The organism is Paracoccus sp. SSK6, from assembly GCF_039770665.1.
Classification (GTDB): domain Bacteria; phylum Pseudomonadota; class Alphaproteobacteria; order Rhodobacterales; family Rhodobacteraceae; genus Paracoccus.
The window spans coordinates 1-19,430 of the sequence record NZ_JBDPNJ010000025.1; the positions used below are offsets into that span (position 1 = coordinate 1).

Consider the following 19,430-nt stretch of genomic DNA (forward strand, 5'->3'; position numbering starts at 1 on the left):
GGCAGCCATAAACCTTGTGCATGTTGATGCATGGCTGCGCGGCCAGATCTCCAGATCAATTCCGACCCTGATAAGTCTCGACATGACCGTTCCCTTTGTGGATCGTTGCAAACTCACCTTGATACAAAGATACCACCGGGGAGCGGTCACATCATCAGCACCGTTGATCGGCAGAAACCGTTTGGCCGCAGCTATACAAGTGTTCCATTTCAGGATGTAAAGACCCAGTCGGAACCGGCATCGCTAATGCCGTCAACAAAGCCGGGCTCGCCGATAAACATGAAATCACTTTGCCGCAGATCGTCCTTGAAGACTCCCTGAAGGAGCACTCCGCCTTCAGCATCGGCGTCCTCATCGGTGTCCCACCAGACGAATGCGCCTGCAGCGTAATCAACAACCTCCACGTCCCCAGGCTCAATGTCGCGCAGCGCCAGGTGATCGAACGCACCTTGAGCTAGACCGCGAACCTCCATGTCGCGGATCACGTCAAAGCCGCTGTTAGGAGCTACGATGAAGGCATCTGCACCGGTACCTCCCACGATGATATCGTTGCCTCTCCCTCCCTCTATCATGTCATGGCCTGCTCCGGCATCAATCACATCGTCACCATCCGCACCAAGCAATTCGTCAGCCATTGCTCCGCCGACCAAAGTATCTCGACCCAGGCCACCATCGAGCCGATCGCTCCCGTTGCCGCCATAGAGCAAGTCACGACCCGCGTTGCCGTACAGGACATCATCACCATCGGCGCCCCTCAACGTATCGTTTCCATTGCGGCCGAAGATATGGTCCCAGGTCTCGCCACCGATCAAGTTGTCGGACCGCTTCTCGCCAACAATCACCTGGTATGCTTCCTCTCCTTCGAAAGTAACGCGCAGATCGTTATGACGAAGTACCACATCAGCGATGTAGTCAAAACGCATGCCCGGCAGAGCGCTCTCGCTCATTGAAGGATCCTCAATGCTCGGCGAGGCGCGTTCTTCTGTAGGACCCGTTGCATCGCGCGACGCCGGCGGCAGATCTGGTTGTTCGGCAAACATGAAGTCGTCCTGCGCCAGTTGTGACTGTGCTACGCCTTCCAGCAGAACCGAGCCGCCTTCCCAGCTGACCAAAACTCCGGCTGTGGTGTCCGTAAAGCTGAGATCCTCCCATCGCAGATCACGCAATGCCAGATGATCGAACATGCCTGGCCCGGCTGTGAAATCGCGGATCACGTCGTCGCCGCTCATGGGATCAACTATGAAGGCATCAGGGCCCTCACCGCCTACCAGGGTGTCGTTGCCCATACCGCCCTCAAGGCCACTATGTCCGGGCCCCTCATCCAAGTAATCGTCGCCCATGCCCCCGCGCAGGGCGTCCGCCCCATCGCCGCCGAAGAGGTAGTCATCACCAGAGCCACCATAGAGCAAGTCACCACCGTCACCGCCACTTAGGGTGTCGTGATCTTGATCGCCGTAGAGCACATCGTCTTCACTTGCTCCATACAGTTGATCACGCCCTGCAAGACCCCAAAAGTGGTCGCGGTTGACATTGCCGGCAAGCGAATTGTGTCCCTCATTTCCGACCGCTACCTGATAATCATATGGCTTTCGGATGACATTGAAGTCGAAGCTGAAGCTGTCCAAGTCTTGAAAGGTCTCAGCCAGGAGTTGTTTCCAATTGTGGGGGGACCTGTTTGACATCTTACCTCTCCATGATGATCACGTGGAAACAAGATTTTCGGAGCAGCAGCTAAAACCTTGATCAGCGTCTTAAACAGCTTCTGGCAAGTATTGTTCCCGCAATCTCCGACGGGCCGATCTATACCCAAGGCGTTAATGCTCAAGGTTCTGAACAAGGCAAATCCTACCTATGCTGAGCCTGCCCAGAAAGTAAAACTCCACTCTCTCCCGGTCTTAACCAAACGCAAGCTCAGGTCCGTCTAAAAATAAAGAGGACCCGGGTTCATTTCTGAGCCCAGGCGGGTCGTTCCAATTGCCCCTCCGACCCTACTTGGAGAGGCTGGGATCGATGTTACCAAGCTATTCCTGCATAAACTTCTGCAGTTCTTCAGGCGTCACTGCGCCGTTCTGGTCGGCATCCACAGCATCGAAGATCCGTCTGTGGATGGCCGAGACCTCCTCGAAGGAGAGCGCATCATCACTGTCAGCGTCAGCGACCGCAAAGACGATCTTCATCATGTGCCCGTGCATCCCCCTGCTGGGCATTGCGTTCATGCCACGAGATTGCATCATTCCGGTCATCATGCCTTGGCCCATCATCTCACTCATCATCCCAGGAGGCATCATACCGGGCTCGCCAGGCTGTACGTCCTGCTCCTGTTGAGCCAAGCCATCTGGCTCGGTAAGGGGAGATGCTTCCGTAGCGGCAGCGTCAGGATGATGGGGATCGGCTACAGTTGCCTGCGCCAGAGCGCCTGTCGCCGTGCTAATATTAACAAGGGCGGCCAGCACCGCCGCACGTTGAAGAAATGCCATCTTGATTAGTCCTCCTCGTCTGTTGGGGCTAGTGGCGGCCTAGCTGAACGGATCTGGAGCGATCCTGACGCAGCACGAGCTCGCTTGCCGCTGTACCAATGCTGGATCAACTAAGAGTGTATGCCTCCGCGGAGGGCCGCCTGACGGGTTTTGCGTTGGGGTGATAGCTTCGACCTTATGCGCGACCTTAAATTCGAACCCCCGATTGAAGTTATGTCCGCGGCGGATGGTGTCCGCCGGCGACATTGGAGCGATGCAGACAAGGTGCGGATCGTCGAGGAAAGCCTCCACGAAGGTCGGCAGGTCAGTGCCACGGCAAGGCGGCACGGCATTTCGAGGTCTCTGCTGACGGTTTGGCGCCGGCAGTATCGGAATGGAGAATTTGGTGGCGACTGTTTGCCATCCTTTGCCCCTCTGACGGTTTTGGCCGAGCCGACAGGCATGAGATCACCAAGGTCGGTGCCGCCGAACCCGGAAGCGCGGGTAGAGATTGCCCTGAGAAATGGACGCCAGATGGTTGTGCCGGCCAATGTGGATCCCGAGGCGCTGGCACGGCTCCTATCCGTGGTAGATGAGCGATGATCGCGTTTCCGGCGGGGGTGAAAGTCTGGATCGCAGGCGGCGTTACCGACATGCGGCGCGGCATGGGCACCTTGGCACTTCAAGTTCAGCAGGGGCTCGGGCGGGACCCATACACCGGGGAGATATTCTGCTTCCGGGGACGCCGCGGCGATCTGGTGAAGTTGATATGGCATGATGGCGTCGGAATGTCCCTGTATGTGAAGCGGCTCGAGGCAGGGAAGTTCATCTGGCCCTCGAGCGGATCGGGAGAAGCGGTTCAGGTCTCTGCGGCGCAGATGGCCTATCTTCTCGATGGGATTGACTGGCGAAATCCCCGTTGGACACAACGTCCTGCAAAGGCTGGATAAAACCTCTCTATCTGGCGGTTTTGCGTAGGCTTTCTCAGGCCGGCATGGTAGGTTCCTGCCATGTCTGGGAGCGCCTCCGAACTTGAGCAACTGCGTGCCGCGCTCGCCGCCGCTGAAGGCCGTGCGGCGGCGGCGGAGGCCGATCTCGCACAGGCGCGCGCGGTGGTCTCGACCTCGGAAGCCATGATCGCGGGGCTCAAGCTCGAGATTGCGCTGCTCCGCCGGGACAAGTACGGCCGGAGCGCTGAACGCACTGCCCGGCTCCTCGATCAGTTGGAATTGCAGCTCGAGGAACTGGTGGCCAATGCCGCCGAGGACAAGGTCCGGGCCGAGGAGGCGGCAGAGCAGACGGCTCATGTTGCCGGCTTCGAGCGACGCAAACCCGTGAAAAAGCCCTTCCCCGACCACCTGCCGCGCGAACGGGTGGTGGTTGACGCTCCGACAGCCTGCACCTGCTGTGGCTCCGATCGTATCGTGAAGATGGGCGAAGACATCACCGAGACCCTGGAGGTCATTCCTCGCCAATGGAAGGTGATCCAGACCGTCCGTGAGAAGTTCACCTGTCGAGCGTGTGAGAAGATCAGCCAGCCCCCGGCGCCGTTCCACCCCGTTCCGCGGGGATGGGCCGGGCCCAGCCTCCTGGCGATGATCATCTTCGAAAAATATGGCCAGCATCAGCCCCTGAACCGTCAGGCCGAGCGATATGCCCGGGAAGGTCTGGACCTGAGCCTCTCGACGCTGGCCGACCAGGTCGGTGCGGTGACCGCTTTGCTGGAACCTTTGCAGGCGCTGATCGAGGCACATGTTCTCGCGGCCGAGCGCCTTCATGGAGACGACACGACGGTACCGCTTCTTGCCCGTGGCGGCACGAAGACGGCGCGACTCTGGACCTATGTCCGGGATGATCGCCCATTCTCGGGCACCGCTCCGCCCGCCGTTGTCTTCAAGTTCTCCCGCGACCGGGCAGGCGAACATCCGTTCGGGCATTTGAAGGGCTGGCAGGGCATCCTGCAGGCTGATGCCTATGCCGGATATAATCAGCTCTATCAGGGCGACCGCAAACCGGGATCCGTCCTGTCGGCGCTGTGCTGGTCGCACGCACGCCGCAAGTTCTTCGAACTTGCCGATGTCGAAGGAAACATCCGCAAAGGCAAGTCACCTGAAGACATCTCGCCGATCGCCTTTGAAGCGGTGAAGCGGATCGACAGGCTGTTCGAAGTCGAGCGCGAGATCAGCGGCCTTGATGCCGCTGCGCGGCTGGAGGCGCGCCAGCGTCTGTCGGCGCCACTGGTGGGCGAACTGGAAACATGGTTGCGGTCCGAACGGGCGCGGCTCTCGAAACATGCCAAGGTCGCCAAAGCGATCGATTACCTTCTGTCGACTGCTCACTGGCCCGGCTTCACCCGCTTCCTTCAGGACGGCCGGGTTTGCCTCAGCAACAATTGCGCGGAGCGTTCGCTGCGCGGCGTGGCCCTAGGCCGGAAGTCATGGCTCTTCACCGGCTCCGAGCGCGGTGGCCATCGCGCCGCCTTCATGTATTCCTTGATCGGCAGCGCGAAGCTGAACGGCATTGATCCCCAAGCTTGGCTGGCCGATGTCATCGCCCGCATCTCCGACCTGCCGATCTCACGGCTGCCCGAATTGCTGCCGTGGCACTGGAGCGCCGAAGACAGCCAAGTCAAGGCTGCCTGACCGCGGTCCCCGCCGTGGGCTTACCTAAGAGTGGGGGGCCTTGATCGAGATCAAGACTGATGCTGATCGGGCGCATGAAGTTGCGAACATAGATTACCGTTGAGTCAATGGCACGCTTGCCGCGCAACCGTTAGTTTACTGGTTCGAGCACTTATCCTGCGAGGATGTCCCCGAGGTGGGCGGCAAGAACGCCGCTCAATCCTGATCACCAGCAATTTCTCTTGTCCGCTGATAAAAGCTGGCCAAACAATTTGTGCTCCGGCACGCCGACCACATGGGTTGACCTGAGCACTGCGGTGAACATCGGCAAATCAGGAGCGAGGCTACCACCTAGAGCGAACACAATAGACCGGGCGAGAAGGGAACACCTAATCAACAAGAGAGCGGGTGTTTTTGTTCTATCAACACGGGAGCGGTAGGATCTTCTCGTCCTTCGCAATCTGACTGAGCACCGAAACAGGGGCTGCGCCATTCAGGACGGTCCGACCGATCACAAGGCCAGGCGTGCCGATAAAGCCAAATAGATCAGCCAAGGCACGCGTTTGATCGAGCTCGGCCTGAATCGCGGGTGAGGCCATATCTATCGCAAGCTGCTCGACATTCAGGCCAAGGTCAGACGCCACACGCAATATCGAAGACTCATTGGCGACGAGCGGCGTTCGCATGAAGCGGCGCCGTAGGTCTTGCTGCCTGCCTTGCCGTGCGGCCGCGACCGAAGCGCGGGCGGCAAGTTCAGATGCCGGCCCAAAAATTGGGAGTTCATGCTGCACCAGCCGATAGGCGGCTCGGTCATCAGCCAGTAAGTCATCCAGATCCTGTTCAAGCGCACGGCAGAAGGGGCAGCGAAACTCGCTGAAATAAGCAATCGGGACGACACCGGTCGGAAGTTCGGTGCCGAAGAGGGCGGGGCAGGGGTCGGCGCGCAGGGCTTCCATCCGTGCATGGCGCGCCTCAGCATCATCCGAGGGTCCATCGAGACCAATCAGCGCAACGGATGCAGAGGAAGTTTGCCCCTCGGACTTCAGGCGCCGAAAGGGTGGCACGTCTGCGATTTCAACATAAGCAAGGCCGCGGCCTGTCAACTGCTCCCAGGGAAGCGCACGCAATCCATAAATTGCTGCGACAATGCCCCCAAAAACGAACACATCACGTCGCCGGATTGTCATGCCACAGCCACCTGAGCTCCGAGCAGAACCCGCTTGTCGATCCGGATAGCACGGTCGTTCAGCATCCCGATGCCGCCGTTACGCGCCGGTCGCCTAATCGTCCAAGGCTCAAGCTTGCCAGGGACGTGGTAATAGGCGTCTCTCCCGTTACGGCAGAGGCAGAGCGCCTGCACCCCGAGCGGTTTTCCGGGGCCAACGGGCACGCCATCGCTGAGCTGCGCATAGCGTTGAAGTCTGTACCGGAACAGGTTGTAATGTGAAGGCATTTTATGATCCACGGAAGATGACCATTCTGAGTCCAGCCTCGTCTAGCCATCATTTTTACTGGCTTGAACAGCCTGAATTCGCTTCGGCCAAGTCGACTTGATGAACGCGAGTATGGCGCCAACGTCGTCGTCGCTCAGGATCGAGCCAAAAGCGGGCATGCCGGATGTCATGCTCACCCCCATGTCATCCAGGACTGCCTGACCTCCCCGGCGGATATAATCTTCCAGCATAGCGTCGGCATGATGCCAGGTATGGCCATATCTGTTATGCGGCGGGGCAGGGAGAATGCCGTTTTCATCCGCAATCTGCCAGTCGGGTTGCCCTTCGAGCTGGGCACCGTGGCATACTGCACAGTGTTCGGAATAAAGTTGAGCCCCGCGTTGCAGATCGGCTGTCTTGCCATAACCCCAGACCACCCAACCGACTCCGGTAGCAAAGCCGACGACAAGCAGCCGTATCGCCCATTTTGGGATGGCAGGCAGATAGCTTCTCTTCATGCGCGTCAGATTGTGGCCGTTTGCGCAAAGGTCAACCTTGAAAGCTATTGTTGGAAGGCCGCCTTGAACTTCCGCGCGAGCAGTTCCCATCTTCTCAGACATCGGCAAGCTTAGGAGAGATCATGCGTTTTCATATTCCCAACATGAGTTGTGGCGGCTGTGCACGCGGGGTCACTCGTGCCATCGAGTCCGTTGATCCGGATGCGCGCATCGTTATTCACCAGGACCGTCGTGAAGTTGAGTTGGCCAGTGATCTGCCGCATGCCCGCTTTGCGTCTGCTCTTGCTGCAGCAGGTTATCCGGTCGCGCCAACTACAGGCTAACGAGATTATCGTTTCGATCTTCAGTTGCTCCTAGGCCGATGAGAACGCCTGCCCGCTGCCGATCAGCAGCAGGCAGGCAGAAGAGCTGATACGGGTATTGATGACCCTCCATAGGTTGGAGCACAGAACGCCTTTTTCCTGCTAACGGTCACATCCCGTGGCCAGCAACAGGCAGCAGTCCGAAAGCGCCTAAGGCCATCCAGACAGCCATGGCGATCATCATCAGGTTTTCCGTCAGCGACACGAAGCCAAGGGGCACGTTACTCGATCCACCCACGCAGGCGCATTTGAGTTCGCGGCGGTCCAGATAAACGGCCTTGAAGACCGAGAGCGCACCGATCGTGCCAATGAACAGGGCAATGGGAACGGACAGCCAGGTCAGCGCACCCGCGATCATCAGGATGCCCGCCAAGCCCTCGGCGAAAGGATAGATGTAGGAATAGGGCACCCACCGCTTGGCCAGCAGGTCGTAGTTCAGGAACATCGTCGCGAAGCTCTCGACGTTCTGCAACTTCAACAGCGCCAGGATGGCCATGCTGAAGGCGATGAACCATTCACCGGCCCGGAGCGTGAAGGGTGTGCCATAGACCGCGAAGCTTGCTGCGAGCGCCATCAGCAGCGTCATGGCAAACAGGGCGATCACTGGTCGATAGCTGGTCGCCTTGGGGTCAGTGACGTGCTTGCCGAGATAGCGCCGCAGATCATCGTAGCCGCCAATACGCCGGTCATCGATGAAAATCTGCGGCGTGGTCGCAACATCATGGCTGGCCTTGAAGGCCTCAACCTCCTGTCGCGTGGCAAGATGATGGTCCTCGACCGCAAAGCCCGAGCGCTTCAGCAGGTCCAGGGCCTTGAGGCCGTAAGGGCAGGTGTGATCCGGCATCATCATCCGGTAAAGGCGCGCCGTCTTAACGGCGGCAGGAACGGTAGCGTCCAACATCTTGAAGTCTCCTTGCTGTTCTTGTCACAGAGCAGATCGGTACGTATATAAGTTCCGTACCACAGTACGGGATCAAGGGTAAAATGCTGACGATCGGAAAACTTGCCGAGGCTGGTGGAGTCGGTGTCGAGACCATCCGCTTCTATCAACGCAAGGAGCTTCTCCCGGTCCCTGTGCGCGACGGCGGCATTCGCCGCTATGACCAAGAGGACCTGCGGCGGCTTCGCTTCATCCGCAAGGCACAGCAGGCTGGCTTCACGTTGGAGGAGATCAAGGAGTTGATCGAGCTGGACTCGGGTCATGACCATGATCGCGCACAGCATATGGCCAAGAAGCGGTTGGCCAAACTTGAGGAGCAGATTGCTGAATTGCAGCGGGCCCGGGCAAGCCTGCAAAGGCTTGCAGAGACCTGTGCGAAAGACCAGTCGGGAGCCTGCCCTATTCTCTTTGCGTTCGACGATTAGGGCCTGCTCTGAGGGCCGGCATACCAAACACCGACACATGGAACTCGAACAACGGCGCTGAAAACCTTCATCGATGCATGCGTCGATTGGAGGGCAGCAACGCAGCCCACTCCGACATTCGATTCACGTGCAAAACGGTCTATGCGGCCGGGTAGTGCGTGAAGACTTCGCTCGTGCCGTCGTTGCGAATGAGCAGAACATCATAGGCCTCGCGTTCGCTTTCGGGTCCCATGCCGGGTGAGCCGTACGGCATGCCGGGAACGGCCAGGCCGATGGCTTCGGGTCGTTCTTCCAAAATGCGGCGGATGTCAGCCACCGGCACATGGCCTTCGAGCATGTAGCCCCCGATACGCGCCGTGTGGCAGGAGGCCATCGCCTCGGGAATGCCATTCTCGGACTTGTACCGCATCAGCGCGGTTCCGGCGCTGAGTTCGGTGGTCACAATGAAACCGGCCGCTTCGACAATCTCGATCCAGGCGCCGCAACAACCGCAGTTGGGGTCTTTCATGACAAGCATCTGGTTGTCGAGGCTGCGCGCCCTTGCAGGAAGGGCGGTCAGAGCGAACAGCCCCGCTCCTGCGGCCAGGATCGTTCGACGTGAAGGGTTCTTACTGGTCATGTCATATCCTTTCTCATGTGGTTTGCGGGCTCAAAGCGCGACCCGCCTGAGCCGGAGGGCATTCGCAATGACAGAGACCGACGACAGACCCATTGCTGCCGCTGCGATCATCGGCGACAGCAGCATGCCGGTCAGGGGATAAAGCAGTCCTGCCGCGACCGGCACACCGGCGGCGTTGTAGACAAAGGCGAAGAACAAGTTCTGCTTGATGTTTCGCAGCGTGGCCTTGGCCAGGCGCCGGGCGCGGACCACGCCCATCAGATCGCCGCCCAAGAGCGTCAGGCCGGCGCTTTCGACCGCGACATCTGCCCCGGTGCCCATGGCGATGCCGACATCGGCAGCGGCGAGGGCAGGGGCGTCGTTTACTCCGTCGCCTGCCATGGCCACCACGGCGCCATCCTTGCGCAAGGCATCGATGAGGTTCTTCTTGTCTTCGGGCAGGACCCCGGCACGCACCTCGTCGATGCCCAGCTTGGCGGCGACGGCCTCGGCGGTTCGCTGATTGTCGCCCGTGGCCATGATGACGCGCAGTCCGAGCTGGTGAAGGGTGCGGATCGCCTCAGTTGTCGAGGCCTTGATCGGATCGGCCACGGCAACGATGCCGGCAAGCTGGCCGTCAACGGCCACGAACATGGCGGTCTTGCCGTCGCTGCGCAGCGCATCAGCCCGTGCCTCAGCCGAAGTGGAGTCAAGTCCGAGGACCGTCATCATGGCCGTGTTACCCAAGGCCGCCGTCCGCCCCTGGACTCTGCCCTGCACTCCTTTGCCGGTGATGGCCTCGAAGTCCGATGCAGACTGCATCCCTACCCCGCGAGATACCGCGCCCTCGACAATGGCTTCGGCCAGCGGATGTTCAGACCCGCGCTCCAGTGCCGCAGCAATGGCAAGCAGGTCATCCTCGGCCAGGTCTCCCAGGCTGATGACATCGGTCAGCTTCGGCCGTCCTTCGGTCAGGGTGCCGGTCTTGTCCACGATCAGCGTATCGACCGCTGCCATGCGCTCCAGGGCCTCGGCATCCTTGATCAGGACACCGGCCTGTGCGCCGCGACCGGCCGCCGTGGTGATCGAGATCGGCGTGGCCAGGCCAAGCGCGCAAGGGCAGGCGATAATCAGCACCGACACGGCAGCAGCTACCGCAAAGACCAGGGTCGGATCCGGTCCCCACACTAGCCAAGCCAAGAACGCAAGGACCGCGATCGCCACCACCGTGGGGACAAAGACCGACGACACCCGGTCGGCCAGTCCCTGGATCGGCGCACGCGACCGCCGTGCGTTCGAGACCATTTCGACGATCTGCGACAGGACAGTATCGGCGCCCACGCGACGCGCCTCGATCACAAGGCTGCCGTTCTTGTTGATCGTGCCGCCGGTGACGGGATCGCCGGGGCCTTTCTCTACGGGAACCGGTTCGCCGGTGATCATGCTTTCATCCACCGACGACCGGCCATCAATCACCGTCGCATCCACCGGCACGCTGTCGCCGGGCCGCACGCGCAGCCGGTCGCCCTCAATGACATGCTCCAATGGCGCATCGTATTCGGTACCATCTTCCAGCACCCGGCGCGCGGTCTTTGGGGCAAGGTCCAGAAGCGCCCGGATCGCATCGCCTGTACGTTCGCGCGCCCGCAGTTCCAGCACCTGGCCAACGAAGATCAGCGCCACGATCACGACGGCGGCTTCGAAATAGGTGCCGACGCCGTGGCCCATCCGGTATTCCTCGGGGAACAGTCCGGGCAGAAAGGTGGCGACGATGGAATACAGATAGGCCGCACCGACCCCGAGCGAGATCAGTGTCCACATGTTGGGCGAGCGGTTCTTGATCGACTCCCAGCCTCGGAGAAAAAACGGCGCGGCGGCCCACAGGACGATCGGCGTGGCTATGATGAACTCGATAAAGGACGCCAAGCGATGCCCGATCCAGTCCCTGACCGGAAGGTTGACCAGTTCCCCCATGGTGAGGACGATCAGCGGAATGGCCGCTGCGGCGCTGATCCACATGCGGCGAGTAAATTCCGCCAGTTCGGGGCTGGGGCCGCCGGTCGGCAGCATCGGCTCCAGTGCCATGCCGCAGATCGGGCAGTTTCCGGGGGCATCGCGGATGATCTGCGGATGCATCGGACAGGTCCATGTCGTGCCGGTAGGCTGCGCGGCCTTGCGGCCTTGGGCGTGACCGCTGGCATAGAACCAGGGATCTTCCTTGAAGGCAGCGTCACACTTTGCCGAACAGAAGTGAAACATCTTGCCCGCGAACTGAGCCTTGCGCGTCTCAGGGCCGACCGCAACGGTCATGCCGCAGACGGGGTCGATGGCGGTCTGGGCACCGTCCGGAATTGCAGCCGCACTATGATGATGGTGTTCCATTTCGGTCTTTCCTTGTTCCGGGGCGCGCGTTCCGGTCGAATTGCCACGGCAGGAACCTTGGGTCGTTCGCGCGGGGCAGGGTAGAAAATAGGCCAAACCGCCGGGGTGGCCGCGCGATCGGAACCGCGCGACCGACGCGATATCACTTGGCGTTTTCGGCGAGCCAGGTTGTCATCTGCTCGATCTCACCGACCTGTGCCGCGATGACCTCCTCGGCAAGCGCCCGCATTTGCTCGTCCTTTCCGTGCTTAAGCAAACCTTCAGCCATATCGATGGCGCCCTGATGGTGGGCGATCATCCCGCAGGCAAAAGCCACATCGGCATCTTCATTCATCATGCCCTGATGCATGGCCGGCATCGTGACCATCATCTTGCGCATGTTGTCCTGAACATGCTGGGGCATATCCTCCATCTTCATGCCCCCCATGCCCATCATGCCTGCCATGCCGGAGCCCATGCCGCCGGCTTGCTGATCGGTTCCCGTCGAGGAACCCCCCATCTCGCCGGCCGGCATTTCTTGTGAGCCGGAGGATGCAGCACACTGTTCCGGAAGCTGGAATTCAGCATCCTGTGCGAAAACAGGGCCCGAAAAGGTGGTCGCGGTAATCGCCAAAATCGCCAGTATTTTAACGGAAGTCATGTGTCTTCTCCCAATTTGGTTAGGTGTCCATTCGGAGTAAGCTGATGTTCAGAAAACGGATACGTGCATGATCACGTCATCAGGTTTCAGTCCTGCCCTATTCAACTCCGTAGGGGACATGACACGTCCGGCTGGAACGGGCATTGTGCTTGTAGGGCTAGCAGACCCCGAGATGGGCTCAGGTTTTTCGGCCGTGTCATTTACAGAAGAATGATCCCCACCAATACCCGACTGAGATCCTCTCGTGCTGTGACTTGCTTCCTCGGCGTGAGCGAAACCTGCCACGATGCTGGCCACGGTCAGAGCGGCCACGAAGGTGTTTTTCATTATATTTTCCAGTTTGTTAAAGGACATCATTCCAGGATTTCAGTGATCGTCAGCTTGCCGTTCACGCGATCGGCAGCAAACTGGATGCTGTCGCCCTCGCTGAGCTTTTCGAGCATCTCCGGCTCTGCCACCTGAAACACCATTTTCATGGCCGGCATGTCGAGGTTTTTGAGTTCTTCGTGATCAACCGTCACCTTGTTCCATTTGGTGTCGATCTTGGTGACGGTTCCGTTCGTGATGTGGGTATCCGCGAGAGCGGCTCCAGCGGAAACGATCAGGGCGGCTGCGGTCAATTGGATTAGTTTCATGGTCGTGTCCTCTTGATTCAGGATTTGGCGACAGTGATCGGACCGTGCATGCCGGACTCGTAATGGCCCATCATCAGGCATGCGAATTCGAACTCGCCCGCATTTTTGAATGTCCAGAGAATTTCTCCGGTCTCGCCCGGTTGCAGGCGCACGGCGTTCGGGTCGTCGTGCTCCATCTCGGGAAATTTTTCCATCAGTTCCTTGTGCTCGGCGTTGGCCTCGATCGTGTCCATGACGAACTCATGCTCCAGTTCACCCTTGTTGGTGATGACCAGACGGACGGTCTCGCCGGCTTTAAACGAAAGCTCTTTGGGTTCGAAAACCATGGCGCCGTCTTCTGTTTCCCGCATGGTGACCGCGACGGACTTCATGTCTCCGTCAGTTGCCGGTGCGCCCATCGGGTGGTCATGGCCGCCGGAATGCGTTCCCGCCGCCAGGGCAAAGGAGGGGAGAAGCGCAACCGCGCCGATCAGCATCAGTGATTTCATCGGTCTTTCCTTTATCGTTGCTCGATCGTTCAGGGTCAGCCCAACCGCTTGCCGCCGCGAGGCGTCAGGATCGTGGCAGGGCTGTTGTTGCTGGCGTGTTCGGGCAGTTCGCCCGTCCACTCCCAGGCCTGCGTACCGGGAGGGTTCTCGAACCAACCCGGATCGGTATAGTCGTCAGGCGCGATCCCCTCGCGCACCTTCACGACAGAGAACATGCCGCCCATTTCCAGCGGGCCGAATGGTCCCCAGCCGGTCATCATCGGGATCGTGTTTTCAGGGATCTCCATGGACATTTCACCCATGTCGGCCATGCCCGCGGTTCCCATAGGCATGTAGCCAGGCTGGTGCTTGCGGATCATCTCTGTCACGCGCGCCTTGTTGGCGCCGATGAAGGTGGGCAACTCATGGCCCATCGCGTTCATGGTGTGATGCGACTTGTGGCAGTGGAACGCCCAATCGCCTACGTGGTCGGCGTTGAACTCATAGGCCCGCATGGATCCCACCGGAATGTCGATGGTGACTTCCGGCCAGCGGGCTTCGGGCCGAACCCAGCCACCGTCTGTGCAGGTTACTTCGAAATCGTAGCCGTGCATGTGGATGGGGTGGTTGGTCATGGTCAGGTTGCCGACGCGCACCCGCACCCGGTCGCCCTTGCTGACAACCAGCGGGTCGATGTCAGGGAAAATCCGGCTGTTGAACGTCCAGAGGTTGAAATCCGTCATCTCTGCGACGCGCGGGATATAGGTGCCCGGATCGATGTCATAGGCCGCCAGCAGGATCCCGAAATCGCGGTCCACCGGCATGAAGGCCGGGTCGCGCGGATGCACGATGAACAGTCCCATCATGCCCATGGCCATCTGAACCATCTCGTCGGCATGAGGGTGGTACATGAACGTGCCCGACTTCACCAAGTCGAACTCATAGACATAGGTCTTGCCGGACGGGATGGCGGGATGGCTCAAGCCGCCCACCCCGTCCATGCCGGATGGCAGGATCAGCCCGTGCCAATGAACCGAGGTGTGTTCGGGCAGGCGGTTGGTGACATAGATGCGGACCCGTTCGCCCTCGATGGCTTCGATCGTGGGGCCTGTGGACTGGCCGTTATAGCCCCAAAGGCGAGCCACCATCCCGTCGGCCATGATCCGTTCGACGGGTTCGGCGACGAGATGAAACTCCTTGACGTTCCCGTTCATCCGGTAGGGCAGCGACCAGCCGTTCAGGGTGACGATGGGGTTGTACTCGATGCCGGTGGTGGGACGTGGCGGCACCTGGGTATAGGGGCTGTCGGTGCTGGCTGCTTCCGGCAGATCGCGAAAGCGGGTTTCGGCTTGCCCGGCCTTCACGGCCAACGCCGCGGCCCCGGCCCCGATCCCGGCGCCCAGCATGGTTCTGCGGTTCATCATTCCTCTTCCCCTTTCTCGCTTGCGCTTTCACCCGCTGCCCCGCCCCAGATCGCTGCGGTGGCATCGGCTTCGGCGAGCCAGTAATTGCGCTTTGCCTCGGCAGCGCTCAGCTCAGATTCCAGCTGTTCGCGGGCATCGTTCAACAGCTCGAAGGTCGAGGTGAGCATGCCGTTGTAGCTGAGCAGCGCCTGTTCATTGATCTCGCGCCGCAGGGGCAGCACCTGATCGCGCCAGTGGCGGGCAATCTGATAACTGCCGGTGACCGAGGTATGGGCCGCGCGGGCCTCTGATCGGGCATCGACGGCAGCCTGCGCGAGGCTGTTGGCGGATCGCATGTATTCCAGGCTGCCACGGCGCGAGAGCAGCCCGCCGGTGTCATAGACCGGGATCTGGAATTCGATGTCCATGACAGGGGAGCGCTCGGACTCTCCCTCCTCACGCTCGATTTCCACGCCGGCTGCAAATTCCGCATCCCCGATCATCCGGGTCTGCCCGTTCAAGCGGTACTGGTTGGCAATGGCCTGCAATTCCAGGCGTCCGGCGGCCAGATCGACGCGATTGGCAAGCGCCTGCCGTTCGATATCAGCACGGCCCGGCGCGCCTCCGGGCAGCGCCGGCAGCCGATCGGGAACAAAGAAATCGGTTCCGCTGCCCCAGAGGCCCATCAAGCGGACCAGCTTCTCCTTGGCGAGCTGCGCTTCCAGCTTGGCTGCCGCCTGCTCGGCGGCCAGTTCGGCGGTGAAAGCATGTTCGCGTGCCTGATCGGCCCGGCTCAAAGCACCGGTGGCTCCCAGTTCGGACGCCAGTTCCGACGCCGCATTGGCGGTACTTTGGGATTGGCCGATCAGGGCTGCCGCTTCGAAGGCACCCACTGCTTCGATCCAGCTGCGCCGCGTTTCATGCGCCAAGGCCAGGGTTTCGCCCGCTGCCGCCAATTGAGCCTGCCGGAAGCGAAGTTCGGCCGCCCTTGTCCGGGGCTTCTGGGTGGCAATGTCAAGGATCGACGAAATGAGCGTTGCCTCGATCGAGCGGGTAACATCGCCGCCCGCCAACCCGGACACCGAAAGTCCTACCGAAGGAACCGGACCACGAGCGGTTTCCCAAAGGTCGGCCGCTGACAGCCCCAGTTCGGCATATCGCGCCTGAAGTCCAGGGTTGTTCAACAGCGCGATCTGGACCGCCTGATCGGCACTCAGCGTCTTGCGGTGAGCCATGGCACGAACCCGCTGAGCATTCGCTTCCCGTTCAGCAGGGCTTTGCAACCACACCGCATCGGCACCTGCGGCGCGGCGAGAGAGATCGGAGACCGGAGCAAATCCGGCTCGCTGGTCGCTGGCCTTCTTCATTGTCGCGACATCGGCACAAGCCGACAGCATCAGAACGGCGGCCAGGGAGAAAAACACGAACTTTCTCATTCGCCACCCCCGGTCAGATCGGAGTTCAGGGTGGTCCAGTCCGCAGGTTCCCTGACCTGCCGCGCTGTATAATTGACCGTTGGTCCTACCGGAGCGATTGAAACGGGGCCTGCGGCATCTGCCGCGGGAGGAGAAGACATATCCAGGGGTGGAAGCGGCGCACACGCGGCTGCCAACAGCGGCAAAGCCGCCGTGAAGATCGGTTTCATGAGGTTTGGGTTCCGCTTGAGATCAGAATGATGGGGGCTGCGACCTGGTCAGGCCACAACAAGCATCGTTCGGATCAGCCTCGCGGAGGGCGGCGGAGACCTTCCGGGACCGTAAGTTCGACCAATGATTCCGGCTGGATCACGGCCAAGGTCTGCCCGACGTCAGTGGCCGGCATGACATTGTTGAAAGGGGGGAGCGCCGTCGAAGGACAGGCGTGCGCTTTGCAATGAGAAGCATGAGCGTCCTTGGACGCATCATTATCTTCAGCATGTCCTTGGTGCTGATGAGCGGCGCTTTCAGTGTCGGTCGCGATGTCATCATGACCAGGATTATCCTGGTTCAATGCGGCCAGCTGGTTGGTGAAGGTATCGGAAACTGCCCGTGCCGATGTAATCTCACATTCCAGTGCCATCGCCGCCTTGGCTGACGATATAGCGAAGCTGGCCGAGACAATCGTCACGACAAACACGGTAACAAGCTGGCGCAGCAAGCTCGACATTCTTACCCGAATAAATCCGCGGAGCCGTCGCAACAACAGAATTTTGGTTTGGCTGACAGGAACGTTATCGCTGATAGCCGGGAATGGGTCCGCCGGATGCAACGTGGTCGCGGCACTTTGTCGCTCCCATCTTCCACTTGACTGTCTTTGGCCTGATATGAGGAGTAGAAAGGGCGCAGCAACATGAGGCACAGGGTGCTGACCAACCACGATCAACTGCCGGGGGCGTCTGAAGGGTATCCATGCGCTCTTGTTCGCGGTCGTGCAGGGGGTTTGACACGAATGCCGGGCCCTGAAATCGGATTATCCTTATGAGTGCTGAGGCTGGATCTCTCAGGCTAAGCCTGCAGGACTGGCTGCGGAAGGCCGCCACTGCCATCCTGATGGTAGCCTTTGCCGTCCTGATCCTGCAGACAACGGCGCATGCCGGGATGGGCGCGCACATACGCCATGACCACTTGGCAATGGCGGCGGCAGATCACCATTGCCAACCTTCTGACGCGGCTGCGGGCGAGTTTGGACTTTCCTCCTCGGATCACTGCGGTGCCGATGCGGACAGGCTGGATGCCTATGGCGACAACTGCGACCAGCTCTGCACCCTCTCTATCGTTCTGCCTCGTCAAACGCTGACCGATCCGTTTGTCGGCGGAGACTTCCTGTTCAAAATCTGGTCGGACCCTCTCGGTCGGACGGCTCTGGGGCCCCTTCGGCCGCCGCGTTCGTTCGTGGCTGCCTAAAGGCCCAGGGCCGACGGGACGCATGTCTCGCGGCCGTCTCAGCCCATCGGCTGAAAGCGCTGTCCCTGAAAACCGGATTTCGGCAGGAGCCGTGTGTCCATGCGTGACGCCGCTCCTCCAGAGCACAGGAATAAATCAATGAAACGAACTGCAATTGCCCTTTCCTTGGGTCTGTCAGCGGTGCTACCCGCTGCTGCCTTGGCCGAGGGCGAGCATGAAACTCACCATTCTGCCGAGCAGCAAGGTCAGGTTGCGACGCCAGCCTCACCCGCAATGCCGATGGAGAGCATGAACGGTCCATCCTCGACCATGATGCAGGGAATGTCTGCCGAATGCGTGACTGCCATGCAGAAGATGATGCAGGCCATTATGGCTACGTCTTCGCCTGTTGCGGCAACCCCGGTCAGCAAGGACGCCCCCGCTTTCACGCAGGCCTATATCGAGGCCATGGACGCGATGCATGCGCCCATGGCGCAGGGCGTCATGGCCGATGATCCGGACATCGCCTTTGTTCGCGGCATGATCCCGCATCATCAGGGTGCGATCGAGATGGCCCGCGTTGTGCAGCAGCACGGCGACGATCCGCAGACAAAGGTTTGGGCAGCCCAGGTTATCGAGGCCCAGGAGCGCGAGATCGCTGAAATGGAGAACTGGCTGTCCGAGAATGGCAACTCGGCATCGTTCGACCTCGGTCGGACAGGCGGCACCGTCTACTCTGCCAACGAAGGCGGCAGCACGATCAGCGCCCTCGATCTGGCAACCGGAACCGTCAACGACGTAGCTATACCTGTGGCACCCCACAATGTCGACCTTACGCCTGACGGGCGCCTTCTTCTGGCGGTGGGTACGCCGGCCTCCGGCAATGATGACTCGGAGGGGCATGGGCACGACAACGATGCGGCAGGTCTTCTGGTGATACTCGATTTGCGCGATCTGGCGAAACCGGCTACGACAGTCGAGATCGGCTCACATCCTGCCCATGTCGTGGCCGACCGGAATGGCCGCGCCTTTGCCTCGGTGTCGGGCAGCAACGAAATTGCGGTCGTTGACCTGGCACAAGGCAAGGTCGTTGCCCGCATCGGCACCGGCGCCTATCCGCATGGCCTTCGGCTCAGCCCTGACGGTGCCGAGCTTTACGTGGCCAATGTCGAGGATGGGTCGGTTTCGGTCATCGACACGCAAGGCCTCAACGAGGCGGCGCGTATTTCGGTCGGTGCGGCCCCGGTGCAGGTCGGCTTCACCCCTGACGGCACGCGCGCCTATGTCTCGCTGCGCGATGAAGATCGCGTGGCGGTGATTGATACCGCGTCGCGCGAGGTCGAAGGCAAGATCGACGTCGGACCGGGTCCGATCCAGCTCATGGCCACGCCGGACGGAAAGTATGTCTATGTTGCGAACCAGGGCTCTGAGGCAGCCCCGAATGATACCGTGTCGGTGATCAACACCGAGAGCGGCCAAGTCACGAAGACGGTGAAGACCGGCCTTGGCGCGCATGGCGTATGGGTATCGTCTGACGGAGCTTTCGTGTTCGTGACAAACATCAGCGATGACAGCGTCTCGATCATCGATGCCCAGCGGCAAGAGGTGGTGGCGACCGTGCCGGTCGGCGATGGCCCGAACGGCATCGTGCATGGACATTCACGCTAACGCCTTGCGGCAGGTGGCGCC

21 protein-coding genes are annotated in these 19,430 nt (G+C 60.4%); 8 read left to right on the forward strand and 13 right to left on the reverse strand.

The window, feature by feature from the left end; translation table 11 throughout:
• On the forward strand, positions 1 to 220 hold a 220-nt coding region (locus tag AAIL68_RS13680), incomplete at its 5' end, for a hypothetical protein (RefSeq protein WP_347140337.1).
• Here AAIL68_RS13680 and AAIL68_RS13685 read toward each other — a convergent pair.
• Entirely contained in the window at positions 210 to 1,625 is a 1,416-nt protein-coding gene (locus AAIL68_RS13685; protein WP_347140338.1) for a calcium-binding protein, read from the reverse strand. The two genes, AAIL68_RS13680 and AAIL68_RS13685, sit on opposite strands and share 11 nt — an antisense overlap.
• A gap of 396 nt (positions 1,626 to 2,021) precedes the next feature.
• Complete coding sequence (locus AAIL68_RS13690) at positions 2,022 to 2,477, reverse strand: EF-hand domain-containing protein (RefSeq protein WP_347140339.1); 456 nt, start codon at positions 2,475 to 2,477, stop codon at positions 2,022 to 2,024.
• Positions 2,478 to 2,654: 177 nt separating this feature from the next.
• Here AAIL68_RS13690 and AAIL68_RS13695 point away from each other — a divergent pair, with 177 nt between their 5' ends.
• From AAIL68_RS13695 to AAIL68_RS13705, 3 genes are read left to right on the forward strand one after another with little or no spacing between them, the layout of a single operon-like run.
• Entirely contained in the window at positions 2,655 to 3,059 is a 405-nt protein-coding gene (locus AAIL68_RS13695; protein ID WP_347140340.1) for a transposase, read from the forward strand.
• The gene (gene tnpB / locus AAIL68_RS13700) at positions 3,056 to 3,406 is read left to right on the forward strand and encodes an IS66 family insertion sequence element accessory protein TnpB (protein WP_347140341.1); all 351 of its coding nucleotides are present in this window, start codon (positions 3,056 to 3,058) and stop codon (positions 3,404 to 3,406) included. The genes AAIL68_RS13695 and tnpB overlap by 4 nt, the downstream gene beginning before the upstream one ends.
• 60 nt (positions 3,407 to 3,466) lie before the next feature.
• On the forward strand, positions 3,467 to 5,098 hold the full coding sequence (locus AAIL68_RS13705) for an IS66 family transposase (protein WP_347140342.1): 1,632 nt from the start codon (positions 3,467 to 3,469) through the stop codon (positions 5,096 to 5,098).
• A gap of 401 nt (positions 5,099 to 5,499) precedes the next feature.
• On the opposite strand, the gene AAIL68_RS13710 is transcribed toward AAIL68_RS13705, so the two are convergent.
• Positions 5,500 to 6,264, reverse strand: coding sequence for a DsbA family protein (locus AAIL68_RS13710; RefSeq protein ID WP_347140343.1), 765 nt, complete (start codon positions 6,262 to 6,264; stop codon positions 5,500 to 5,502).
• Positions 6,265 to 6,572: 308 nt separating this feature from the next.
• Entirely contained in the window at positions 6,573 to 7,130 is a 558-nt protein-coding gene (locus AAIL68_RS13715; RefSeq protein ID WP_347140344.1) for a cytochrome c, read from the reverse strand.
• A 20-nt stretch (positions 7,131 to 7,150) separates the two neighbouring features.
• Between AAIL68_RS13715 and AAIL68_RS13720 the strand changes: the two genes are divergently transcribed.
• Positions 7,151 to 7,351, forward strand: coding sequence for a heavy-metal-associated domain-containing protein (locus AAIL68_RS13720; protein ID WP_347140345.1), 201 nt, complete (start codon positions 7,151 to 7,153; stop codon positions 7,349 to 7,351).
• Positions 7,352 to 7,499: 148 nt separating this feature from the next.
• Here the strand turns inward: AAIL68_RS13720 and AAIL68_RS13725 are convergent, their stop codons facing one another.
• Positions 7,500 to 8,291, reverse strand: a complete 792-nt coding sequence (locus AAIL68_RS13725; RefSeq protein WP_347140346.1) for a glutaredoxin family protein — start codon at positions 8,289 to 8,291, stop codon at positions 7,500 to 7,502.
• Positions 8,292 to 8,374: 83 nt separating this feature from the next.
• Between AAIL68_RS13725 and AAIL68_RS13730 the strand changes: the two genes are divergently transcribed.
• Complete coding sequence (locus tag AAIL68_RS13730) at positions 8,375 to 8,755, forward strand: MerR family transcriptional regulator (protein ID WP_347140347.1); 381 nt, start codon at positions 8,375 to 8,377, stop codon at positions 8,753 to 8,755.
• Positions 8,756 to 8,894: 139 nt separating this feature from the next.
• Here AAIL68_RS13730 and AAIL68_RS13735 read toward each other — a convergent pair whose 3' ends face one another.
• The 8 genes from AAIL68_RS13735 to AAIL68_RS13770 all read right to left on the reverse strand — a co-directional run bounded on the left by AAIL68_RS13735 (position 8,895) and on the right by AAIL68_RS13770 (position 17,025).
• Entirely contained in the window at positions 8,895 to 9,374 is a 480-nt protein-coding gene (locus AAIL68_RS13735; RefSeq protein ID WP_347140348.1) for a DUF411 domain-containing protein, read from the reverse strand.
• Between the two features lie 30 nt (positions 9,375 to 9,404).
• The gene (locus AAIL68_RS13740) at positions 9,405 to 11,735 is read right to left on the reverse strand and encodes a heavy metal translocating P-type ATPase (RefSeq protein WP_347140349.1); all 2,331 of its coding nucleotides are present in this window, start codon (positions 11,733 to 11,735) and stop codon (positions 9,405 to 9,407) included.
• A gap of 142 nt (positions 11,736 to 11,877) precedes the next feature.
• The gene (locus tag AAIL68_RS13745) at positions 11,878 to 12,375 is read right to left on the reverse strand and encodes a DUF305 domain-containing protein (protein WP_347140350.1); all 498 of its coding nucleotides are present in this window, start codon (positions 12,373 to 12,375) and stop codon (positions 11,878 to 11,880) included.
• Positions 12,376 to 12,728: 353 nt separating this feature from the next.
• A complete protein-coding gene (locus AAIL68_RS13750; RefSeq protein ID WP_190941271.1) occupies positions 12,729 to 13,010 on the reverse strand; it encodes a copper-binding protein in 282 nt (93 codons plus the stop codon).
• 17 nt (positions 13,011 to 13,027) lie between these two features.
• Positions 13,028 to 13,498 (reverse strand): cupredoxin family protein, encoded by a 471-nt coding sequence (locus AAIL68_RS13755; RefSeq protein WP_190941269.1) that lies wholly within the window; start codon positions 13,496 to 13,498, stop codon positions 13,028 to 13,030.
• Between the two features lie 35 nt (positions 13,499 to 13,533).
• The gene (locus tag AAIL68_RS13760) at positions 13,534 to 14,901 is read right to left on the reverse strand and encodes a copper oxidase (protein ID WP_347140351.1); all 1,368 of its coding nucleotides are present in this window, start codon (positions 14,899 to 14,901) and stop codon (positions 13,534 to 13,536) included.
• Positions 14,898 to 16,316, reverse strand: a complete 1,419-nt coding sequence (locus AAIL68_RS13765; protein ID WP_150349228.1) for a TolC family protein — start codon at positions 16,314 to 16,316, stop codon at positions 14,898 to 14,900. Before AAIL68_RS13765 ends, AAIL68_RS13760 begins: the two co-directional genes overlap by 4 nt.
• A 283-nt stretch (positions 16,317 to 16,599) precedes the next feature.
• Entirely contained in the window at positions 16,600 to 17,025 is a 426-nt protein-coding gene (locus AAIL68_RS13770; RefSeq protein ID WP_347140352.1) for a hypothetical protein, read from the reverse strand.
• Positions 17,026 to 17,336: 311 nt separating this feature from the next.
• Here AAIL68_RS13770 and AAIL68_RS13775 point away from each other — a divergent pair, with 311 nt between their 5' ends.
• Together AAIL68_RS13775 and AAIL68_RS13780 are read left to right on the forward strand one after the other, a co-directional pair.
• On the forward strand, positions 17,337 to 17,762 hold the full coding sequence (locus tag AAIL68_RS13775; RefSeq protein WP_120444790.1) for a hypothetical protein: 426 nt from the start codon (positions 17,337 to 17,339) through the stop codon (positions 17,760 to 17,762).
• 138 nt (positions 17,763 to 17,900) lie between these two features.
• Entirely contained in the window at positions 17,901 to 19,409 is a 1,509-nt protein-coding gene (locus AAIL68_RS13780) for a DUF305 domain-containing protein (protein WP_347140353.1), read from the forward strand.
• Positions 19,410 to 19,430 lie beyond the last annotated feature (21 nt).